Below are 16,187 nucleotides of genomic sequence, written 5' to 3' on the forward strand. Positions count from 1 at the left end.
AGCCGCATCGCCTATATGCCGCAGGGCCTTGGTAAAAACCTCTATCCCACACTCTCCGTCGCCGAGAATCTCGACTTCTTCGCCCGCCTCTATGGTCAGGACGAGGGCGAACGGCAACGCCGGGCGGATGAGCTGCTCCGTGCGACCGGTCTCGCGCCCTTCCGCGATCGCCCGGCGGAGAAACTGTCCGGCGGCATGAAGCAGAAACTGGCGCTCTGCTGCGCCCTGGTCCACGACCCGGACCTGCTGATCCTCGACGAGCCGACGACAGGTGTCGATCCGCTCTCGCGGCGCCAGTTCTGGGAGCTTATCGACCGCATCCGGGGCCGCCGCCCCTGGATGACGGTCATCACCGCCACCGCCTACATGTCCGAGGCCGAGCATTTCGACCGCCTGATCGCACTCTATGACGGCGTGATCCTGGCCGACGGCACGGCAGCGGAGCTGAAACACCAGACCGGCACCGACGACATCGAGGACGCCTTCCTCGCCCTGCTTCCGGAAGGCCGGGACAAGACCCGGTTTACCCCGCGCCCGAAGCCGGATCGCGGAGCCTCGGAGGCGGATATCGCCGCGATCGAGGCCCACGGCCTGGTCATGCGCTTCGGCGACTTTACCGCGGTCGACGCCGTCGACTTCCGGATCGAGCGCGGGGAGATCTTCGGCTTTCTCGGCTCCAACGGCTGCGGCAAGACGACGACGATGAAGATGCTGACCGGCCTCCTCACCCCGAGCGAGGGCGAGGCCCGCATCTTCGGCGAACGGATGAACGGCGGCGGCATGGAGATGCGCCGCCGCGTCGGCTACATGTCCCAGTCCTTCTCGCTCTACTCGGAATTGACGGTCGGGCAGAACCTCGACCTGCATGCCGGCCTGTTCCGCATCGAGGGCGCCGCCAAGCGCGACCGTATCCGCGAGCTCGCGAACCGCTTTGAACTCGCCAGCGTCATGGACATGCGGCCGGATGCGCTGCCGCTCGGCATTCGTCAGCGCCTGCAGCTTGCGGTCGCGGTGCTCCACAGGCCGGAGATGCTGATCCTGGACGAGCCGACCAGCGGCGTCGATCCGGTCGCCCGCGACGGGTTCTGGAACCTGCTGACGGAGCTCTCGCGGGACGAGGGCGTCACGATCTTCATTTCCACCCACTTCATGAACGAGGCCGAGCGCTGCGACCGGATCTCGCTGATGCATGCCGGCAAGGTGCTGGCCATGGGTGAACCGGAAAGGCTCGTCGCCGACTCCGGCTGCGAAACTTTGGAAGAGACCTTCATCCGGCTCCTCGAGGAGAAGACGGAGAACGGCGTCGAGTCCCCGGCCGGGCGCACCCCGGCTCTCGACGGCAAGGCCGCCGCGATCGGCGCGCCGGCCTGGTTCTCGGCGGCACGACTCTGGGCCGTGGCACGGCGGGAGAGCTTCGAGCTGGTCCGCGACCCGATCCGTCTCGCCTTCGCCCTGTTCGGCCCCCTCATCCTCATGCTCGCGATGGGATACGGCATCACCTTCGACGTCGAAGACATGCGCTATGCCGCCTTCGACCAGGACCGCAGCCGGGAAAGCCGGGCGCTGCTGCGCCAGTTCGAAGGCTCGCGCTATTTCTCCGCGGCACCCGAGATTACAAGCATGTCCGCGCTGGAGCAGCGGATGCAGAAGGGAGAGATCGGCCTCGCGCTGGTGATTCCGCCCGGCTTCGGCCGCGATCTCGCCGCTGGACACCGCCCGGAACTGTCCGCCTGGCTCGACGGCGCCATGACCAGCCGCGCGGAGACGACGCGCGGCTATGTCGAGGGTGCCTTCCGGGCTTTCCTCGCGGAACTGGCAAGAGAGGAGGGCGCGCTGGAAAGCAGCCCCGTGCTGGCCGGGATCGAGACCCGCTTCCGCTACAACCAGGGCTTCACCTCGCTCGAGGCGATCCCGCCCGGCATCCTGATGATGCTGATGATCATGATCCCCTCGATGCTGACGGCGCTGGGCGTGGTGCGCGAGAAGGAGCTCGGCTCGATCACGAACCTGCACGCGGCCCCGGCCACGCGGTTCGAGTTCCTGGCCGGCAAGCAACTGCCCTATGTCGGCGTCGCCCTGGTCAGCTTCCTGACCATGCTGGCGATGATGATCCTGCTGTTCGGCCTGACGCCGAAAGCCAGCCTGCCGATGCTCTTCGTCGGGGCCGTGCTCTACGCGTGGGCCGCGACCGGCTTCGGACTGCTGGTCTCGACCGTCGTCACGTCGCAGGTTGCGGCGATCTTCGCGACCGCCATCATCGTTCTGATCCCGACCATCAACTTTTCGGGCATGCTGCATCCGGTTGCCACGCTCGACGCGACCGGGCGCACGATCGGCCGGTCCTTTCCCGGCGCCTATTTCCAGGAGATCAGCGCCGGTGTGTTCAACAAGGGCCTGAGCGCCGCCGATCTGCTTCCGAACCTGGGCGCGCTGGCGCTCTTCTGTCTCGTCTACTGGGCACTCTCCTCGGCCGCCCTGCCGAAACAGGCACGGTAGCTGCCATGCGCGCCCTGCTCATTATCCTCCGTCTCGGAATCAAGGAGATCTACAGCCTCGCCCGCGATCCGGTCCTGATGGGACTGATCGTCTACACCTTCAGCGTCAGCATCTACACGGTGGCGGACGGCGTGGAGACGGAGCTTCGCGACGCGGCGGTCGCCATCGTCGACGAGGACGATTCCGCGCTCTCCCACCGGCTGCGCGGCGCCTTTCTGCCGCCCTACTTCAAGCCGCCGGCGATCATCGGCATCGACGAGGTCGACCGGGCCCTCGACAAGGGGCTCTACACCTTCGTGGTCGACATCCCGGCGAATTTGGAGGCCGACATCCAGCGCAGGCGGGGACCGGTCATCCAGCTCAGCGTCGATGCGACGGCGATGTCCATCGCCGGCAACGGTGCGGGGTACATTTCCGAGATCCTGACCGAAGAGATCGCCAAATTCATGAGCCGCGGGGAACCGGACACGGAGCCGCCGGCGCTCCTCAAGGTGCGGGTGAAATACAATCCCAATCTGGAGGCCGTCCGCTTCAACGCAGTGATGGAGGTGATCAACAACATCGTCGTCATGGCCATTATCCTGACCGGCGCCGCGGTGATCAGGGAACGCGAGCACGGCACCATCGAGCACCTGCTGGTGATGCCGGTGAGCGCCGCCGAGATCATGATCTCGAAGATCTGGGCGAACGGCCTCGTGATCCTTTTGGCGGTCCTGCTCTCGCTCGAGTTCGTGGTCCGGCGCGGGCTCGGGGTGCCGCTCTACGGCTCGATGGAACTCTTCGCGGCCGGGGCCTGCATCTTTCTTTTCTGCGTCACCGCGCTCGGCATCATGCTGGCGACCTTCACGCACTCGATGCCGCAGTTTGCGCTGCTCTGCATCCCGGTCTTCGTCGTGATCAACCTGCTCTCCGGCGGGCACACGCCGCTCGAAAGCATGCCGGAGATCCTGCAGACGGTGATGCAGGTCTCCCCGTCGACGCACTTCATCCGCTTCTCGCAGGCGGTGATCTACCGAGACGCAACGCTCGGTGCCGTCTGGCCGGAACTGGCGATCATGCTGCTGATCGGCTGCGTCTTTTTCGCCTTTGCCTTCGTCCGGTTCCGGGCCTCGATGGCGGCCCGGTAAACGCTGCCGGGGATTACTCCCCGGCCTCGCGCATGGCGGCGCTGTAGAGGTTCGGTCCGGCGAAGTCCCGGTCATGGGTCAGCGACGGCACCTTGCCGCGCGCCTCGTCCACGAGGGCGAGATCGATCTCGGCGGTGATCACGCCCGGCTCCTCACCGGCATCCGCCAGCACCTCGCCCCAGGGCGCAACGATGACCGAGTGGCCGTAGGTCTGGCGGCCGCCCGCATGGGTGCCGCACTGCGCCGCCGAGATCACGAAACAGCCGTTCTCGATCGCCCGGGCGCGCTGCAGCACGTGCCAGTGCGCCTCACCCGTGACCTTGGTGAAGGCAGCCGGTGCGAACAGCACCTTGGCGCCCGCCTTGGCGAGCGAGCGGTAGAGGTAGGGGAAACGGATGTCGTAGCAGATCGTCAGCCCGAAGGTGCCCCACGGAGTCTCGGCAAGCACGCCTTCTTCGCCGGGCTTGTAGGAGGCCGATTCCCGGTAGGTCTGGCCGTCGCCGACCTGCACGTCGAACATGTGGATCTTGGTGTAGCGCGCGGCAATGGAGCCGTCCGGCGCAATCAGGAAGCTGCGGTTCGCCAGCCGCTCGTCGTCCGTCAGCTTGACCGAGAGCGAGCCGGCATGGAGCCAGACGCCGAGCTCCGCCGCGAGGCCGCGGAAAGCGATGAGCACCTCGTGCTCCTCCTCCACCTTCGCCTTTGCGCGGGCGGCCGGCTTGTCCGGCTCGAACATACCGACAATTTCCGGCGTGGTGATGAAATCGGCGCCGCGCGCCTTCGCCTCGCGGATCATCGGCGAGACCTCGGCGATGTTCACCTCGGGGTCCGGCTTCGAATTGGTCTGCACGCAGGCAACGGTGAATTTGCTCATCGATCGGATCCCCGGTCAGCTTGTCAGGAGGCTTGTGCGGCCAGCATTTCGTCGAGCTTACCACTCGCCTCCAGCGCCGCCAAATCATCCGAGCCGCCGATCCCGACGCCGTCTATGAAGATCTGCGGCACGGTGTAGCGTCCGTCGGCGCGCTCTTCCATGGCCGCCCGCTTGGAGCTGCTCATGGTGACGTCGATCTCGGTATAGGTGACGTTCTTGCTGTCGAGCAGCTTCTTCGCGCGCACGCAGAACGGGCAGAACATGGTTGTGTAGATTTCGACCTCGGCCATGGAGGCAACTCTCCCTCGATGCTGTATTGCCCATAGATGGTGCGCGACCGCCGCAAATCCAGCATGGTGCCGGAGCGGATGCAAGTCCCCGACTAGAGCACGCGCGCGAGTGTGAGCAGATCGACCTGCAACGCCCCCGCCTTGCGGCAGGCCCGGATGCAGGCATCCGCCGTCGCACCGGAGGTCCAGACATCGTCGACCAGAAGCAGATGCCGTCCCGCCAGCCGGTCCCGGCGGCCGCCCCTTACTCTGAAAGCGCCCCGGACATTGTCGCGCCGTGCGGCCTTTCCGAGACCGCCCTGGCTCGGGGTCCGGCGCGCGCGCTCCAGCGAGAGCGGGTCCCACGAAAGTCCGGACGTGCGCGCCAGATCCGAGGCGATCAGAGCCGACTGGTTGAAGCGCCGCTGCACCCGCCGCCAGGGATGCAACGGAACGGGCAGAATCAAAGGCCCGGACGCGAACAGTTCCTCTCCCGCCTGCACCATCCAGCGGGCGAAGAGACGGGAAAGACTCTCGTCGCCCCCATGCTTGAAACGCAGGATCATCTCGCGGCTGGCATCGTCATAGGCGAGCGCCGCCCGTGCACGGCCGAAGCGCGGCGGGTCGGCGATGCAGGCGCCGCAAAGCGCATCCGCGCCGACATCGAATTCGAACGGACGGCCGCAGCAGGCGCACCAGGGCGGTCCAAGAAAGGTCAGGGCAGTCCAGCAGGACCCGCAGAGCGCGTCGTCCGCGACCACCAGCGCGCCGCATTTCTTGCAGCGCGGCGGCAGGACGAGATCGAACAGCCGTCGTCCGCTCTCGAGGGCGAATGTTCCGATACCGCCGATCACGCCGCCGCCGCGCCTCCTCCGGTCAGGCCAGGTTCCAAGCCCCTGGCTTCGGGTCTATGGAACGGATTGGCGCTTTTCCCGGAGCGGCGCGATGGCATATACCAGCGCCATGATGGATCAGATGCTCGTCTTCGACCGAATGCAGGTGCGGCGTAACCGGGACCGCGCCGCTCCGGATTACGCGGCACACGATTTCCTGAAACGGGAGATTGCAGAGCGCGTCCTCGACCGGATGGGCGACATCCAGCGGCGCTTTCCGCGCCTGCTCGATCTCGGCAGCCACAGCGGATTGGATCCGCGTGAACTCGATCCGAAACTCGGCGTCGAGTGGATCGTCAGCCTCGACCCGTCAGAACGTTTCGCCGGGATGGCGGCGGCCATCGGACCCGCCATTGCCGCGGAAGAGGAACTGCTGCCCTTTGCACCGGCGAGCTTCGACGCGATCGTCAGCACGTTGTCACTGCATTGGGTGAACGACCTGCCGGGCGCGCTCGTTCAGGCGCGGCAGTGCCTGAAGCCGGACGGGCTCTTTCTCGGCGCCATGCTCGGCGGCGAGACTTTACACGAGCTGAGAGCGGCGCTGACCGCGGCTGAAACAGAAGTTCTGGGCGGTGCCGGACCGCGCGTCTCCCCGTTCGCCGAACTGCAGGACGCGGCAGGCCTGATGCAGCGGGCGGGATTCGCCCTGCCCGTCGTCGACAGCGATATTCTGACCGTCACCTACGAGAACGTCTTCCTGCTGATGCACGAACTCCGCGGCATGGGGGAAGGAAACGCCATCGCCGCCCGGCGCAAGGGCATGACGCCGAAATCGGTGTTCCTGCGCGCGGCGCAGATCTATCACGAGCGCCACGCGGGTCCGGACGGCCGCATTCCGGCGAGCTTCCAGATCCTCTATCTCACCGGCTGGGCGCCGCATGCCTCGCAGCAGAAACCGCTCCGGCCGGGCAGCGCAGCGCATCGGCTGGCAGACGCACTAGGCGCCACGGAACAGCCCGCAGGCGATCCCGCCGTGCCCGGGCGCAAGCCGCGCTAGAAGCCGATTTCGGTTCCGGGCAGCGCGACCCGCCGCGAGATCAGGCCTTCGGGGCCGCTGATGGTGCAGTCGAGATCGCGGATCCGGCCGTCCTCCAGACCGTAGGCCCAGCCGTGCAGCTGGAGCGACTTGCCGGCCTTCCAGGTGGTCTGCACGATCGGGGTGCGTCCCAGCGTCTGCACCTGCGAGCGGACATTCAGCTCGCAGAGTTTCTTGTGTCGCGCCTCGGGGTCGGTGCAGTCGTCCAGCTCGTGCCCGTAGCGTTCGGCGACGTCCCGGATCGGCTGCAGCCAGTGATCGACGATGCCGTGCTCCTCGCCGTCGACCGCCGCATGCACGCCGCCGCAGCCGTAATGGCCGCACACGATCACATGTTTCACGCCGAGGACCTCGATGGCGAATTCGAGCACCGACAGCATGTTGAGATCGCCCGGATGAACGAGGTTCGCGACATTGCGGTGCACGAAGACCTCGCCCGGCTCGAGCCCTGTGATCACATTCGCCGGCACCCGGCTGTCGGAGCAGCCGATCCAGAGGAACTCCGGCGACTGCAGTCCCGACAGCTTGTTGAAATAGGCAGGATCCTCGCGCAACTTGCCTTCCGCCCACGCCACATTGTGCCGCAGAAGACTTGATAGATCGCGCATCGCTTACCCCCCAATCCGTTCGTCGCCGGATCGGATCGGTATAGGAGCTTGCCGGACAAATCGAAAGAAAAAGCGCCGTCTAGCGGACCAGCCCGGCCTTCGTCAGAAACTCCACCGCGTCGAGAATCCGGCTGTGGTCCCTGATCTCGATGATCAGCCGCGGGTTAGAGCTCAAGGCCGAAAGCGCACGAAATACGGACGGCCAGCGCACCGTTCCCTCGCCGGGCACCCAGTGGCGGTCGGCATAGCCGTCCGCATCCTGCAGATGCACATGCTCCAGCATGTTTCCGGCCGCGACGACGTAATAGTCCACCGGCGGCGCACCGGTGGACCCGTGCGCATAGTGCGCGTGACCGGTGTCGATCGAGACCCGTACCCGCTCGCTGGCGAAGGACTCGGCGAGGCGGACGCGCCAGCGCGGATCGATATCCTCGATATTCTCGATCACCAAAGTCACGCCGACCTGTTCGGCGCGCGCGACCACGTCGTCGAGCGCGGCATGCACCTGGGCGAAAGCGTCTTCCAGATAGCCCGGCCTGTTGTCGAAGTTATTGTAGTCCCAGGTCGTGAAGGGGCTGTGCACCACCATCTGCGTCGCGCCGATTTCCTCGCAGACATCGAGCGCCTGCATCATGCGCTTGCGGACGATCTGGCGCACCTCGGGGTCGACGGTTGCAATACTGAAGCCCCAGAACGGACCGTGGATACCGAGCCGCCCCTTGTGCCCGTCGAGCTGTTTTCTGATCTCCGCCGCGAGCGGTTTCCAGTCGCCGTTCAGCACGTCCGCTTTGAAGAAATCCTGGAGCTCGAGATCGCGCCGCCCCTCGATCAGCCAGTCCCGATAGGTCTCCAGCATGCGGGCAGGCATCGCCGCCCCCAGAGTAGGCAGAGGCGTGGTTGCTGTTGTCGTCATCGGCGGAACTCCGGTTACAGGTCAGTCGGGAAATCGATCGGCCCGAGTGTGCCGCCGGCGGCGTTTCCGGAACAAAGAAATTTTCGAGAAACCGCTCCGGACCGGCTAGTCCTTGTATCGGTCCCGAACGTATGTGATCTCGCTCAGCTTCTCCATGAACAGCTCGACCCCGCGCGGATCAAAGTGACGGCCGCTTTCCCGCTGCATGTGCTCGACGATCCGGTCCATCGGCCAGGCCTTCTTGTAGACCCGGTCACTTCCGAGCGCGTCGAAAACATCGGCGATCGCGGTGAGGCGCCCGAAGATATGGATATCCTCGCCCGACTTGCCGTTCGGATACCCCGTGCCGTCCCACTTCTCGTGATGCTCGAGCGCAATGGTCGCGGCCACCTTGAGGATCTTCCGGTTCGATCCGGCCAGCATGTTATGGCCGAGCTCGGCATGGGACTTCATCACCACCCACTCGTCCGGCTCGAGCTTGCCCGGCTTGTTGAGGATCGCATCGGGAATGCCGATTTTTCCGATATCGTGCAGCGGCGACGCCAGCTTCACCAGTTCCACTTCCTCTGCATCAAGTCCATAGGCCTCGGCGAGGATCCGGCTGATTTCGGCTACGCGCTTCACGTGATTGCCGGTTTCCTGGGACCGGGTCTCCACCGCCTCGCCGAGCATGTAGACGATCTCGCGCTGGGTATCGGCGACGTCCTCGTGCAGCTGCGCGTTCTCGAATGCAATCGCGACATTCTGGATGAACATGTCCAGCAGGTGACGGTCGACGGGATCGATCACGCCGACACCCGACATATAGGTCAGGTTTGTCGCCCCGTGCCGGTCCTTGAAATACCCTACGAACTCGCCGTCCTCGAAAGAGCTCGCTCCGGCGGCTACCGCTTTGTCGAGGCGCGAAATCACCTGAGGCGGCAGGACTTGGCGGGCGTCGTCATCAGGGAGGTCATTGAAGATACCCGTTCCCGCAAGAACTCTGAGCTTATCGCCCGTATAGGTGGCCGCCAGACCGCTCCTCGCCGCACCGTCCTGCAGATAAACAGCGCTCGGGTCGAAATGCAGCAGCGCCGTCAGTTGCTCGAGCGTGCCCTTGGCGAACCTGTTCATGGATTTGAGCTCGAAGATGTTCGCAGACGCCTTGATCACCTGTTCCAAGCCACGACGATTCTGCTCGATGGTCACGATATCCCGGTAGGACCGGAGCGAGCTGCAGAGCAAAGTGTAAAGCTTGGTCGCCGTAAGGTCCGTCTTTTCCTTGTAATCGTTGATATCGTAGTCGGCGATGACCTGCCGTTCCGGCGCCTGCCCCGGCTGCCCGGTCCGGAGCACGATGCGCGACTGCCAGTTCTCAAGTTCCTCGCGGATATAGCGCGCGACCTCCAGACCGGCATGCTCGCTCTCCATCACCACATCCAGGATGATGAGGGCGGCATCGAGATGATCCGCCAGAACCTCGCGCGCCTCGGCGCCCGAATAGCAACTGATGAAACTGAGGCCGCGACCGGCGAATTCGAAGTCCGCCAGGGTCAGCTTGGTGACGTCGTGGATTCCCGGATCGTCGTCCACGATCACGATCTTCCACTTCGGCCTCGGAGCGCCGTCGCGCGAAGGCTCGATCTGGCCTTCGTCCTCCTCCGCGAACATCAGCTCATCATTCTCAATCATTTTCCGTCTCCGGGGTCATCGGGATCGTTATGTCGAAGCGCGTTCCCTGCCCGCGATTGCTGAAACAGCGAATTGTTCCGGAAAGCTGGGTCGTTACCAGATTGTACACGATGTGCATACCGAGACCGCTGCCGCCGGAACCGCGTTTGGTCGTGAAGAACGGTTCGAATATGCGGGTCCGGATGTCGGCGTCCATTCCGGCACCGTCGTCCTCGAAAGTGATTTTCACCTGTTCGTCCAGCGTCACGGTGCGGATCAGAATGGTTCCGCTCCTGTCCTGGCCAAACCCGTGTGCCAGCGCGTTGACGACGAGGTTGGAGAGAATCTGCGCGAAGGCACCGGGATAGCTGTTGATGGAAACATCGGCATCCATTTCCAGCTGCAGCTCGACTTTCGGGTAATGCTTGAGCTGCGGCATCAGACTGTCGACGGTTTCCCGGATATAGGCATCGATATTGAACCTCCGGCGCAGTTCGCTCGACTGGTCCACGGCGACCTGCTTGAAGCTGCGTATCAGCTGCGCCGCGCGGTGGAGATTGCTTTCGATGATCCGCGTGCCCTCGTCCGCCGCCGCGAGATAATTATCGAACTGCGAACGTTTCACCTCATTGCGGGCGAATGCCTCCCGGATTTTCACCGTCTCCTCACGGACATGACTGGCGGCCGTCACCGCGGTCCCGACGGGCGTATTGATCTCGTGCGCGACACCCGCGACGAGTCCCCCGAGGGAGGCCATTTTCTCGGATTGAACAAGTTCGTCCTGCGCCAGTTCCAGATCCCACAGCGCCTGCCGCAGGCGTTCCTCCCCTTCTTTCTGCTCCGTAACGTCGACCGCGACCGTCACCACGCTCCCGTCGCCGACTTCATGCCGGCGCACGCCGAAGACCCTTCCGGACACGGCACTGTATTCGTGAATTCCAGTGTTCGGATTACGCAGGGTATGAAGTGCGCGCTCGTATTTCTGCTCGATATCCCCGGAGCCGAAATCGCCGCGATCGGCCATATAGCGCAGCACGTCACCGTAGAACTCGCCGGGTTCGAGCATTTCACGAGGGACATCGAGGATGTCCCGGAGTTCCTCGTTGACCAGAACGATCTTCTGATCCTTGTCGGTCATAACGATGCCCGCGGGCGCGTTGTCGATGGTCGAGCGGAGCTGCGCCTCCTTCCGGGAGAGTTCCGCCTCGATCGCCTTTCGGTTGGAAATGTCGAGGTGCCAGACGATAGCCGCTTCCCTGCCGCCAAAAATGATCGGCCTGGAATAGTGAAGACACCACCATGTGGTACCGTCTCGTCGCCGGCGCAGCAGCTCCAGATCCGAGACAGGATTCTTGGCGAAACCTATACTGCGGACGAAGCCCAGCGTAGCGGGATCAGCGAAGGTTTCCGCAGCCCCCCATTCCGAGAGCGGTGTGTCTGGCGGAATCTTGAACATTCTGGCCATCGCCTCATTCGCGTACAGCCTGTTGTGGTCTTCCGGTTCGACGATCGTGATCCCGACCGGGCTGAGATCCAGCAACTGCTTGAGGTTGCGCTCGCTTTCCTCCAGACGCTCGGCCGTTTGCCTGAGCGCCAGTTCGGCCGCTTTCCGCTCGCTGATATCGCGCACGATCGCGCAGAAGAATTTCTGGCCGGGAACAGTCACCTCGTTGACGGACAGTTCGATCGGAAAGACTTCTCCGTCGGCCCGCTGTGCGGACAATTCGGTCGTGCTCCCCATAATCCGGCTCTTTCCGGTCAGGAGATAATTGCTGATGAAACGCTGATGTTCCGCGGCGACATCGCGTTCCATCAGGACGGCGACAGGCTCTCCCACGAGCGCTTCCGGCTCATAACCGAATATCGTCTGTACCGCCCTGTTCGCGGAGATGATCGTGCCGTCTGTATCGACCGTTACGATCGCTTCGGCCGCGCCGTCGACGATGTTCCGGTGCACCGCCTCGCTCAGTTCAAGCTCGGCCTGTACCGCTTTGCGCTTGGCGATCTCAGCCTCGAGTTCGGCTGTCCGGATCGCGACGAGTTCTTCCTGATGCGAACTCAGGGCCTGGATTTCGGCCAGCTGCTCGACGCGCTCGGTGACATCCCTCAGGGTGCCGAAGATCGCGGTCTTTTTGCCGCCTTCGAAAACAGGTCCCTCGCGGGCCTCCACCCAGCGGACCGTTCCGTCGGCCAGCATGATGCGACAGTCTGTTGCGTGTTCGTCATCGGTTTTCCATACGCGCCGGAACCATTTGTCCACCGCAGCGCGATCGTCCGGATGAACAATTCTTATGAATTCGGCCCATTTGGGTACGGTGTCGGATTGGCTGAGACCGAGGATTCGGAAGGCTTCTTCCGACCAGACGATCTCGTCGGTTTCGAGAATCCAGTACCAAGATCCGATCTGCCCGATCCGCTCCGCGTGGCGCTGGGCGATCTGGTCCGGCAGACTCTTGCGGACGCCCGTTCTGTCCGGTGGCGGCGCGGTTCCGTCCCTGGCGGATCCGAAAAAGACGACAAGCGGGGCAGCAAGCCCGACCGAAGCGCCGGCGATCCAGGCCTCGCCCCACGGCAGGTCCACGAAAACAGATGCGTGGTCCGGTGCGAACCAGAGAAAACAGACCAGACTCAAGCTAAGGGCCGTAGCCGCGCCGGCAAGCCCCAAACCCAATTTCCGCCAAAACCTCACGCCTGCCGCGCGTTGCATCCGATCTCAAATCCCCGAACGGCGCCGAAACCGGACGCTAACGGTCCGGTCGTTAAGAAGACGTAAAAGATAGGCGGGTCACAATGCCGAATGAATTGAAGGGACACGTTTTGAAAATAAAATATCCCGCCCTCGGTTCTGAGGGCGGGATTTTGTCCGGTCCTTTGATGTCAGGCTTCAGCACGCCCGCATATCTGCCGGTTTCCGGCTACTGACGGATACCCTCCACCTCAAGGACCAGATCCACCGGGTTCTGGGCGATCGGGTTCGGCATTCCGAAGTCGGACGGAGTGATGGTCGCGGTGCCGGTAAAGCCCTGGCGGAAGCCGCCCCACGGATCCTCTCCGCCGCCGACATGGCTGGCTTCGATATCGACCGTCTTGGTCACACCACGGATCGTGAGATCGCCGGTGATGATCGCGGTCTTCTGGCCGGTCAGTTTGATCGACTTGCTGACAAAGGTTGCTTTCGGGTGCGCCGATGCGTTGAAGAAATCATCGCTCCGCAAATGGTTGTCGCGCTCGGCATGGTTCGAATTGAGGCTGGCGACGTCAATCTCGACCGAAACCTTGCTCTCGGCCGGGTTGGCTTCGTTATATTCGAAGGTTCCCGAGAAGGTGTCGAACCGGCCGGTCAGCCAGGAAAACCCGAGATGGCTGGCCCTGAAGTTGATCGAGGCGTGCGCCCCCTTGGTGTCGATCACGTAGATATCTGCAATCGCCGGCGATGCGAGAAAACCGAAAACGGCAACGGCGAAAGCGGTCACAAGCTTTCTCATCTGGAATCTCCTTGGCTTGAGTCGTGGTTTGATTTTTGCGGATCAGGATTGGGAAGACGGAACGGAGCGCAGCATTTTCAGAAGCGTGGGGTCACGATCGACGATGTGGTGCTTTATGGCGGCAAGTCCGTGCAGCGCGGCCAACAGCATTGTCAGATAGGCGAGAATTTCATGAACGGACCCGGCGATCCGCTCAAGCCCAGGCTGCTTGAACAGTGCCGGCACCTGAAAAAGGCCGAAAACATCGATTGCCCTCCCGTCGGCCGTCGATATCAGGTAGCCGCTTGCCATTAAGGCGAGGAGAACCGGATAGAAGCCCCAATGCGCGATCTCGGCGCTGCGCCGCTCCAGCCGCGCAAGCGCGCTGCGATCCGGGTCGGGATTGACGAGACGCCACACAAAGCGGAACGCGAGCAGGATCAGCAGGACGATCCCGACACTGCGATGCAGGTCCGGCGCCGATTTGTAATAGGGGTTGTAGTAATCGAGTCCGACCATCCAGAAGCCAAGCGCGAACATAGCGACAATAGCCACCGCCATACCCCAGTGGAGCAGGCGGCTGACAAGGCCGTAGGAGCTGGTCGAATTCATGAGCGGCATGTAATTTTCCGGTCGGATGTCGGTACCGCTCCGATGTGAGGTTCATGCGCCGGTGATCAATTTGTCCACCGGCAACAGATTGTCCCCGGCGACGAACAATCTTCTGGCCTGCACCGCTCTCCTTCCGCAGCGGATATTGTACTTTGCGGCCGTCCCACTCAGAGTGTCCCGATCAACCGAATGGCCAGAGAACGAGCTTGGGGGCAGGGATGGGCATGTTTGATCTGAGCGGCCGGGTCGCCGCGGTGACCGGCGGTAACGGAGGTATTGGCCTGGCGATGGCGGAAGGTCTGGCCGCGTCCGGCGCCAGCATTCTGGTTATCGGACGCAATGCCGAAAAGAACCGGAACGCTGAAGAAACACTGAAGAAGCATGGGGTCGAGACCGCCTCTGTGGCCGCCGACGTCACCAGCGAGGAAGACTGCGCAGCGGCCATGGAAGCCGCGAAGGAGCGATTTGGCCGTCTCGACATCCTGGTGAACAATGCGGGCACCAACATCCGCAACGTGCCGCACAAACTCTCCCTCGCCGACTGGCAGACGGTGATCTCGACCAACCTCACCAGCGCCTTCATCTGCAGCAACGCCGCCTATCCGCTGCTCTCGGCCGACGGCGGCAAGATCATCAATATCGGCTCCATGCTCTCGATCTTCGGCTCGAGCTATGGCGCCGCCTATGCCGCCAGCAAGGGCGGCATCGTGCAGCTGACCAAGTCGCAGGCGATCGCCTGGGCGCCGGACAACATCCAGGCGAACGCGATCCTGCCGGGCTGGATCAATACCGACCTGACGCGCCAGGCCCGGATCGATGTCGAGGGCCTGCACGAGCGTATCGAGAGCCGCACGCCCGCAGGACGCTGGGGAAACCCGGAAGACCTCTCCGGCATCGCCGCCTTCCTCGCGAGCCCGGCCTCCGATTTCGTCACCGGCACGGCCATCCCGGTCGATGGCGGTTTCTCCGTGAACATCTGACCGTATTTTCCGTATCCCGAGGAACTGAAATGGCATCCAAGATTGACGAGGTCCTGAACTGGCTCGACGGCCAGCGCGAGGCGATGACCGACCTGCTGGAAGAGCTGGTGAACACCGAGTCCGGCTCCTACAACAAGGCCGGTGTGGACGCGGTCGGAGCGAAGATCGAGGCCCATCTGAATGCCGCCGGCATCAAGACCGAACGCGTCGGCGCGGACGATTTCGGCGACTGCATCCGGGCGGAGATCTCGGCCGCGCCGGGCGGCGCCAACCGTCACATCGTGCTGATGGGGCACCGCGACACCGTCTTTCCGGACGGCACCGTCGCCGACCGCCCCTTTACCCGGGACGGTGACATCGCCTACGGGCCGGGCGTGGCGGACATGAAGTCCGGCCTGGTGATGAACACCTTCATCATCGAGGCCTTCCACAAGTTCGGCGGCGCGCCCTTCCCGCTCGTCGCGCTCTATACCGGCGACGAGGAAATCGGCTCACCCTCGGGCCGCCCGGTGATCGAGGCGACGGCACGCGGCGCCCGTGCCGTGTTCAATGCCGAGCCCGGCCGCGAGACCGGTAATGTCGTGACCGGCCGCAAGGGCGCGTCCTTCTTCAAATTCGAGATCAAGGGGATCGCCGCACATTCCGGCGGTCAGCCGGAACGGGGCGTCAGCGCGATCGACGAGATGGCGCGCAAGATCCAGGCGCTGCATGCGCTGACCAATTTCGAGACCGGCGTCACCGTCAATGTCGGCCTGATCTCCGGCGGCAGTTCAGTCAATACCGTCGCCCCGCACTGCACGGCAGAGGTCGACGTGCGCTTCAAGACCATGGAGCAGCGCGAACAGGTCTGGAAGGACATCCAGGCGATCCTCGACACGACGCATCTCAAAGGGACCGAGACACGCGTGGTTCAGGAGCGCGGTTTCCTGCCGCTGACCATGTCCGGCGACAGTCAGGATATCTTCCAGCTTTATGTCGACGGCGCGGCCGAGCTCGGCATGAAGATCGACGGCGAATATTCCGGCGGCAGCGCGGACAGCGGCTTCACCGCCCAGGTGGGCACACCGACTCTCTGCTCCACCGGGCCCGTCGGCGGCGGCGCGCACAGCATCAAGGAATATTGCCGCCTCGATACCATGGTGCCGCGGGCGAAGGCCGTGGCTCTGGCGATTTCCCGGCTGAACGCCTGACCGGCCGGAAGCCAACCCTGGCGCGGGTTCGTCTGGACTTTCCCGGCCGCACACCGCATTTCTCTATAAGGGTTG

General features: G+C 63.7%; 14 protein-coding genes. 5 read left to right on the top strand and 9 right to left on the bottom strand.

Going from position 1 to position 16,187, the window contains the following annotated elements; translation table 11 throughout:
* Both rbbA and JJ959_RS07505 read left to right on the top strand, forming a co-directional pair.
* On the top strand, positions 1-2,496 hold a 2,496-nt coding region (rbbA, locus tag JJ959_RS07500), incomplete at its 5' end, for a ribosome-associated ATPase/putative transporter RbbA (protein ID WP_292881608.1).
* A gap of 5 nt (positions 2,497-2,501) precedes the next feature.
* On the top strand, positions 2,502-3,623 hold the full coding sequence (locus JJ959_RS07505) for an ABC transporter permease (protein WP_292881610.1): 1,122 nt from the start codon (positions 2,502-2,504) through the stop codon (positions 3,621-3,623).
* 13 nt (positions 3,624-3,636) lie between these two features.
* On the opposite strand, the gene JJ959_RS07510 is transcribed toward JJ959_RS07505, so the two are convergent.
* The 3 genes from JJ959_RS07510 to JJ959_RS07520 all read right to left on the bottom strand — a co-directional run bounded on the left by JJ959_RS07510 (position 3,637) and on the right by JJ959_RS07520 (position 5,620).
* Complete coding sequence (locus JJ959_RS07510; RefSeq protein WP_292881612.1) at positions 3,637-4,497, bottom strand: carbon-nitrogen hydrolase family protein; 861 nt, start codon at positions 4,495-4,497, stop codon at positions 3,637-3,639.
* A gap of 23 nt (positions 4,498-4,520) precedes the next feature.
* Complete coding sequence (gene grxC, locus JJ959_RS07515; RefSeq protein ID WP_292881615.1) at positions 4,521-4,787, bottom strand: glutaredoxin 3; 267 nt, start codon at positions 4,785-4,787, stop codon at positions 4,521-4,523.
* 92 nt (positions 4,788-4,879) lie between these two features.
* Positions 4,880-5,620, bottom strand: coding sequence for a ComF family protein (locus tag JJ959_RS07520; RefSeq protein ID WP_292881616.1), 741 nt, complete (start codon positions 5,618-5,620; stop codon positions 4,880-4,882).
* 91 nt (positions 5,621-5,711) lie between these two features.
* Between JJ959_RS07520 and JJ959_RS07525 the strand changes: the two genes are divergently transcribed.
* Complete coding sequence (locus JJ959_RS07525; RefSeq protein WP_292881618.1) at positions 5,712-6,656, top strand: methyltransferase domain-containing protein; 945 nt, start codon at positions 5,712-5,714, stop codon at positions 6,654-6,656.
* On the opposite strand, the gene can is transcribed toward JJ959_RS07525, so the two are convergent.
* The 6 genes from can to JJ959_RS07555 form a co-directional block, all read right to left on the bottom strand.
* The gene (gene can, locus JJ959_RS07530; protein ID WP_292881620.1) at positions 6,653-7,303 is read right to left on the bottom strand and encodes a carbonate dehydratase; all 651 of its coding nucleotides are present in this window, start codon (positions 7,301-7,303) and stop codon (positions 6,653-6,655) included. The two genes, JJ959_RS07525 and can, sit on opposite strands and share 4 nt — an antisense overlap.
* A 79-nt stretch (positions 7,304-7,382) precedes the next feature.
* Entirely contained in the window at positions 7,383-8,216 is an 834-nt protein-coding gene (locus tag JJ959_RS07535; protein ID WP_292881621.1) for a sugar phosphate isomerase/epimerase family protein, read from the bottom strand.
* A gap of 105 nt (positions 8,217-8,321) precedes the next feature.
* The gene (locus tag JJ959_RS07540) at positions 8,322-9,887 is read right to left on the bottom strand and encodes a DUF3369 domain-containing protein (protein ID WP_292881624.1); all 1,566 of its coding nucleotides are present in this window, start codon (positions 9,885-9,887) and stop codon (positions 8,322-8,324) included.
* Positions 9,880-12,498 carry a PAS domain S-box protein gene (locus JJ959_RS07545; RefSeq protein WP_292881626.1) on the bottom strand — a complete coding sequence of 873 codons (2,619 nt, stop codon included), beginning with the start codon at positions 12,496-12,498 and terminating at the stop codon, positions 9,880-9,882. The genes JJ959_RS07540 and JJ959_RS07545 overlap by 8 nt, the downstream gene beginning before the upstream one ends.
* 283 nt (positions 12,499-12,781) lie before the next feature.
* Positions 12,782-13,351 carry a YceI family protein gene (locus JJ959_RS07550; protein WP_292881628.1) on the bottom strand — a complete coding sequence of 190 codons (570 nt, stop codon included), beginning with the start codon at positions 13,349-13,351 and terminating at the stop codon, positions 12,782-12,784.
* Between the two features lie 42 nt (positions 13,352-13,393).
* Positions 13,394-13,951 carry a cytochrome b gene (locus JJ959_RS07555; protein ID WP_292881631.1) on the bottom strand — a complete coding sequence of 186 codons (558 nt, stop codon included), beginning with the start codon at positions 13,949-13,951 and terminating at the stop codon, positions 13,394-13,396.
* Positions 13,952-14,166: 215 nt separating this feature from the next.
* On the opposite strand from JJ959_RS07555, the gene JJ959_RS07560 reads away from it, so the two are divergent.
* The gene (locus tag JJ959_RS07560; RefSeq protein ID WP_292881633.1) at positions 14,167-14,922 is read left to right on the top strand and encodes a glucose 1-dehydrogenase; all 756 of its coding nucleotides are present in this window, start codon (positions 14,167-14,169) and stop codon (positions 14,920-14,922) included.
* A 29-nt stretch (positions 14,923-14,951) separates the two neighbouring features.
* Entirely contained in the window at positions 14,952-16,112 is a 1,161-nt protein-coding gene (locus tag JJ959_RS07565; protein WP_292881635.1) for a M20 family metallopeptidase, read from the top strand.
* The last annotated feature ends 75 nt before the right edge of the window (positions 16,113-16,187 follow it).

This window comes from Nisaea sp. (genome assembly GCF_017640745.1).
Lineage (GTDB): Bacteria > Pseudomonadota > Alphaproteobacteria > Thalassobaculales > Thalassobaculaceae > Nisaea.

Coding starts and splice junctions, on each gene's coding strand:
- JJ959_RS07540 (WP_292881624.1), bottom strand. CDS start 9,887: ATGATTGAGAATGATGAGCTGATGTTCGCGGAGGAGGACGAAGGCCAG.
- JJ959_RS07535 (WP_292881621.1), bottom strand. CDS start 8,216: ATGACGACAACAGCAACCACGCCTCTGCCTACTCTGGGGGCGGCGATG.
- JJ959_RS07550 (WP_292881628.1), bottom strand. CDS start 13,351: ATGAGAAAGCTTGTGACCGCTTTCGCCGTTGCCGTTTTCGGTTTTCTC.
- grxC (WP_292881615.1), bottom strand. CDS start 4,787: ATGGCCGAGGTCGAAATCTACACAACCATGTTCTGCCCGTTCTGCGTG.
- JJ959_RS07510 (WP_292881612.1), bottom strand. CDS start 4,497: ATGAGCAAATTCACCGTTGCCTGCGTGCAGACCAATTCGAAGCCGGAC.
- JJ959_RS07560 (WP_292881633.1), top strand. CDS start 14,167: ATGTTTGATCTGAGCGGCCGGGTCGCCGCGGTGACCGGCGGTAACGGA.
- JJ959_RS07565 (WP_292881635.1), top strand. CDS start 14,952: ATGGCATCCAAGATTGACGAGGTCCTGAACTGGCTCGACGGCCAGCGC.
- JJ959_RS07505 (WP_292881610.1), top strand. CDS start 2,502: ATGCGCGCCCTGCTCATTATCCTCCGTCTCGGAATCAAGGAGATCTAC.
- JJ959_RS07555 (WP_292881631.1), bottom strand. CDS start 13,951: ATGCCGCTCATGAATTCGACCAGCTCCTACGGCCTTGTCAGCCGCCTG.
- can (WP_292881620.1), bottom strand. CDS start 7,303: ATGCGCGATCTATCAAGTCTTCTGCGGCACAATGTGGCGTGGGCGGAA.
- JJ959_RS07525 (WP_292881618.1), top strand. CDS start 5,712: ATGGCATATACCAGCGCCATGATGGATCAGATGCTCGTCTTCGACCGA.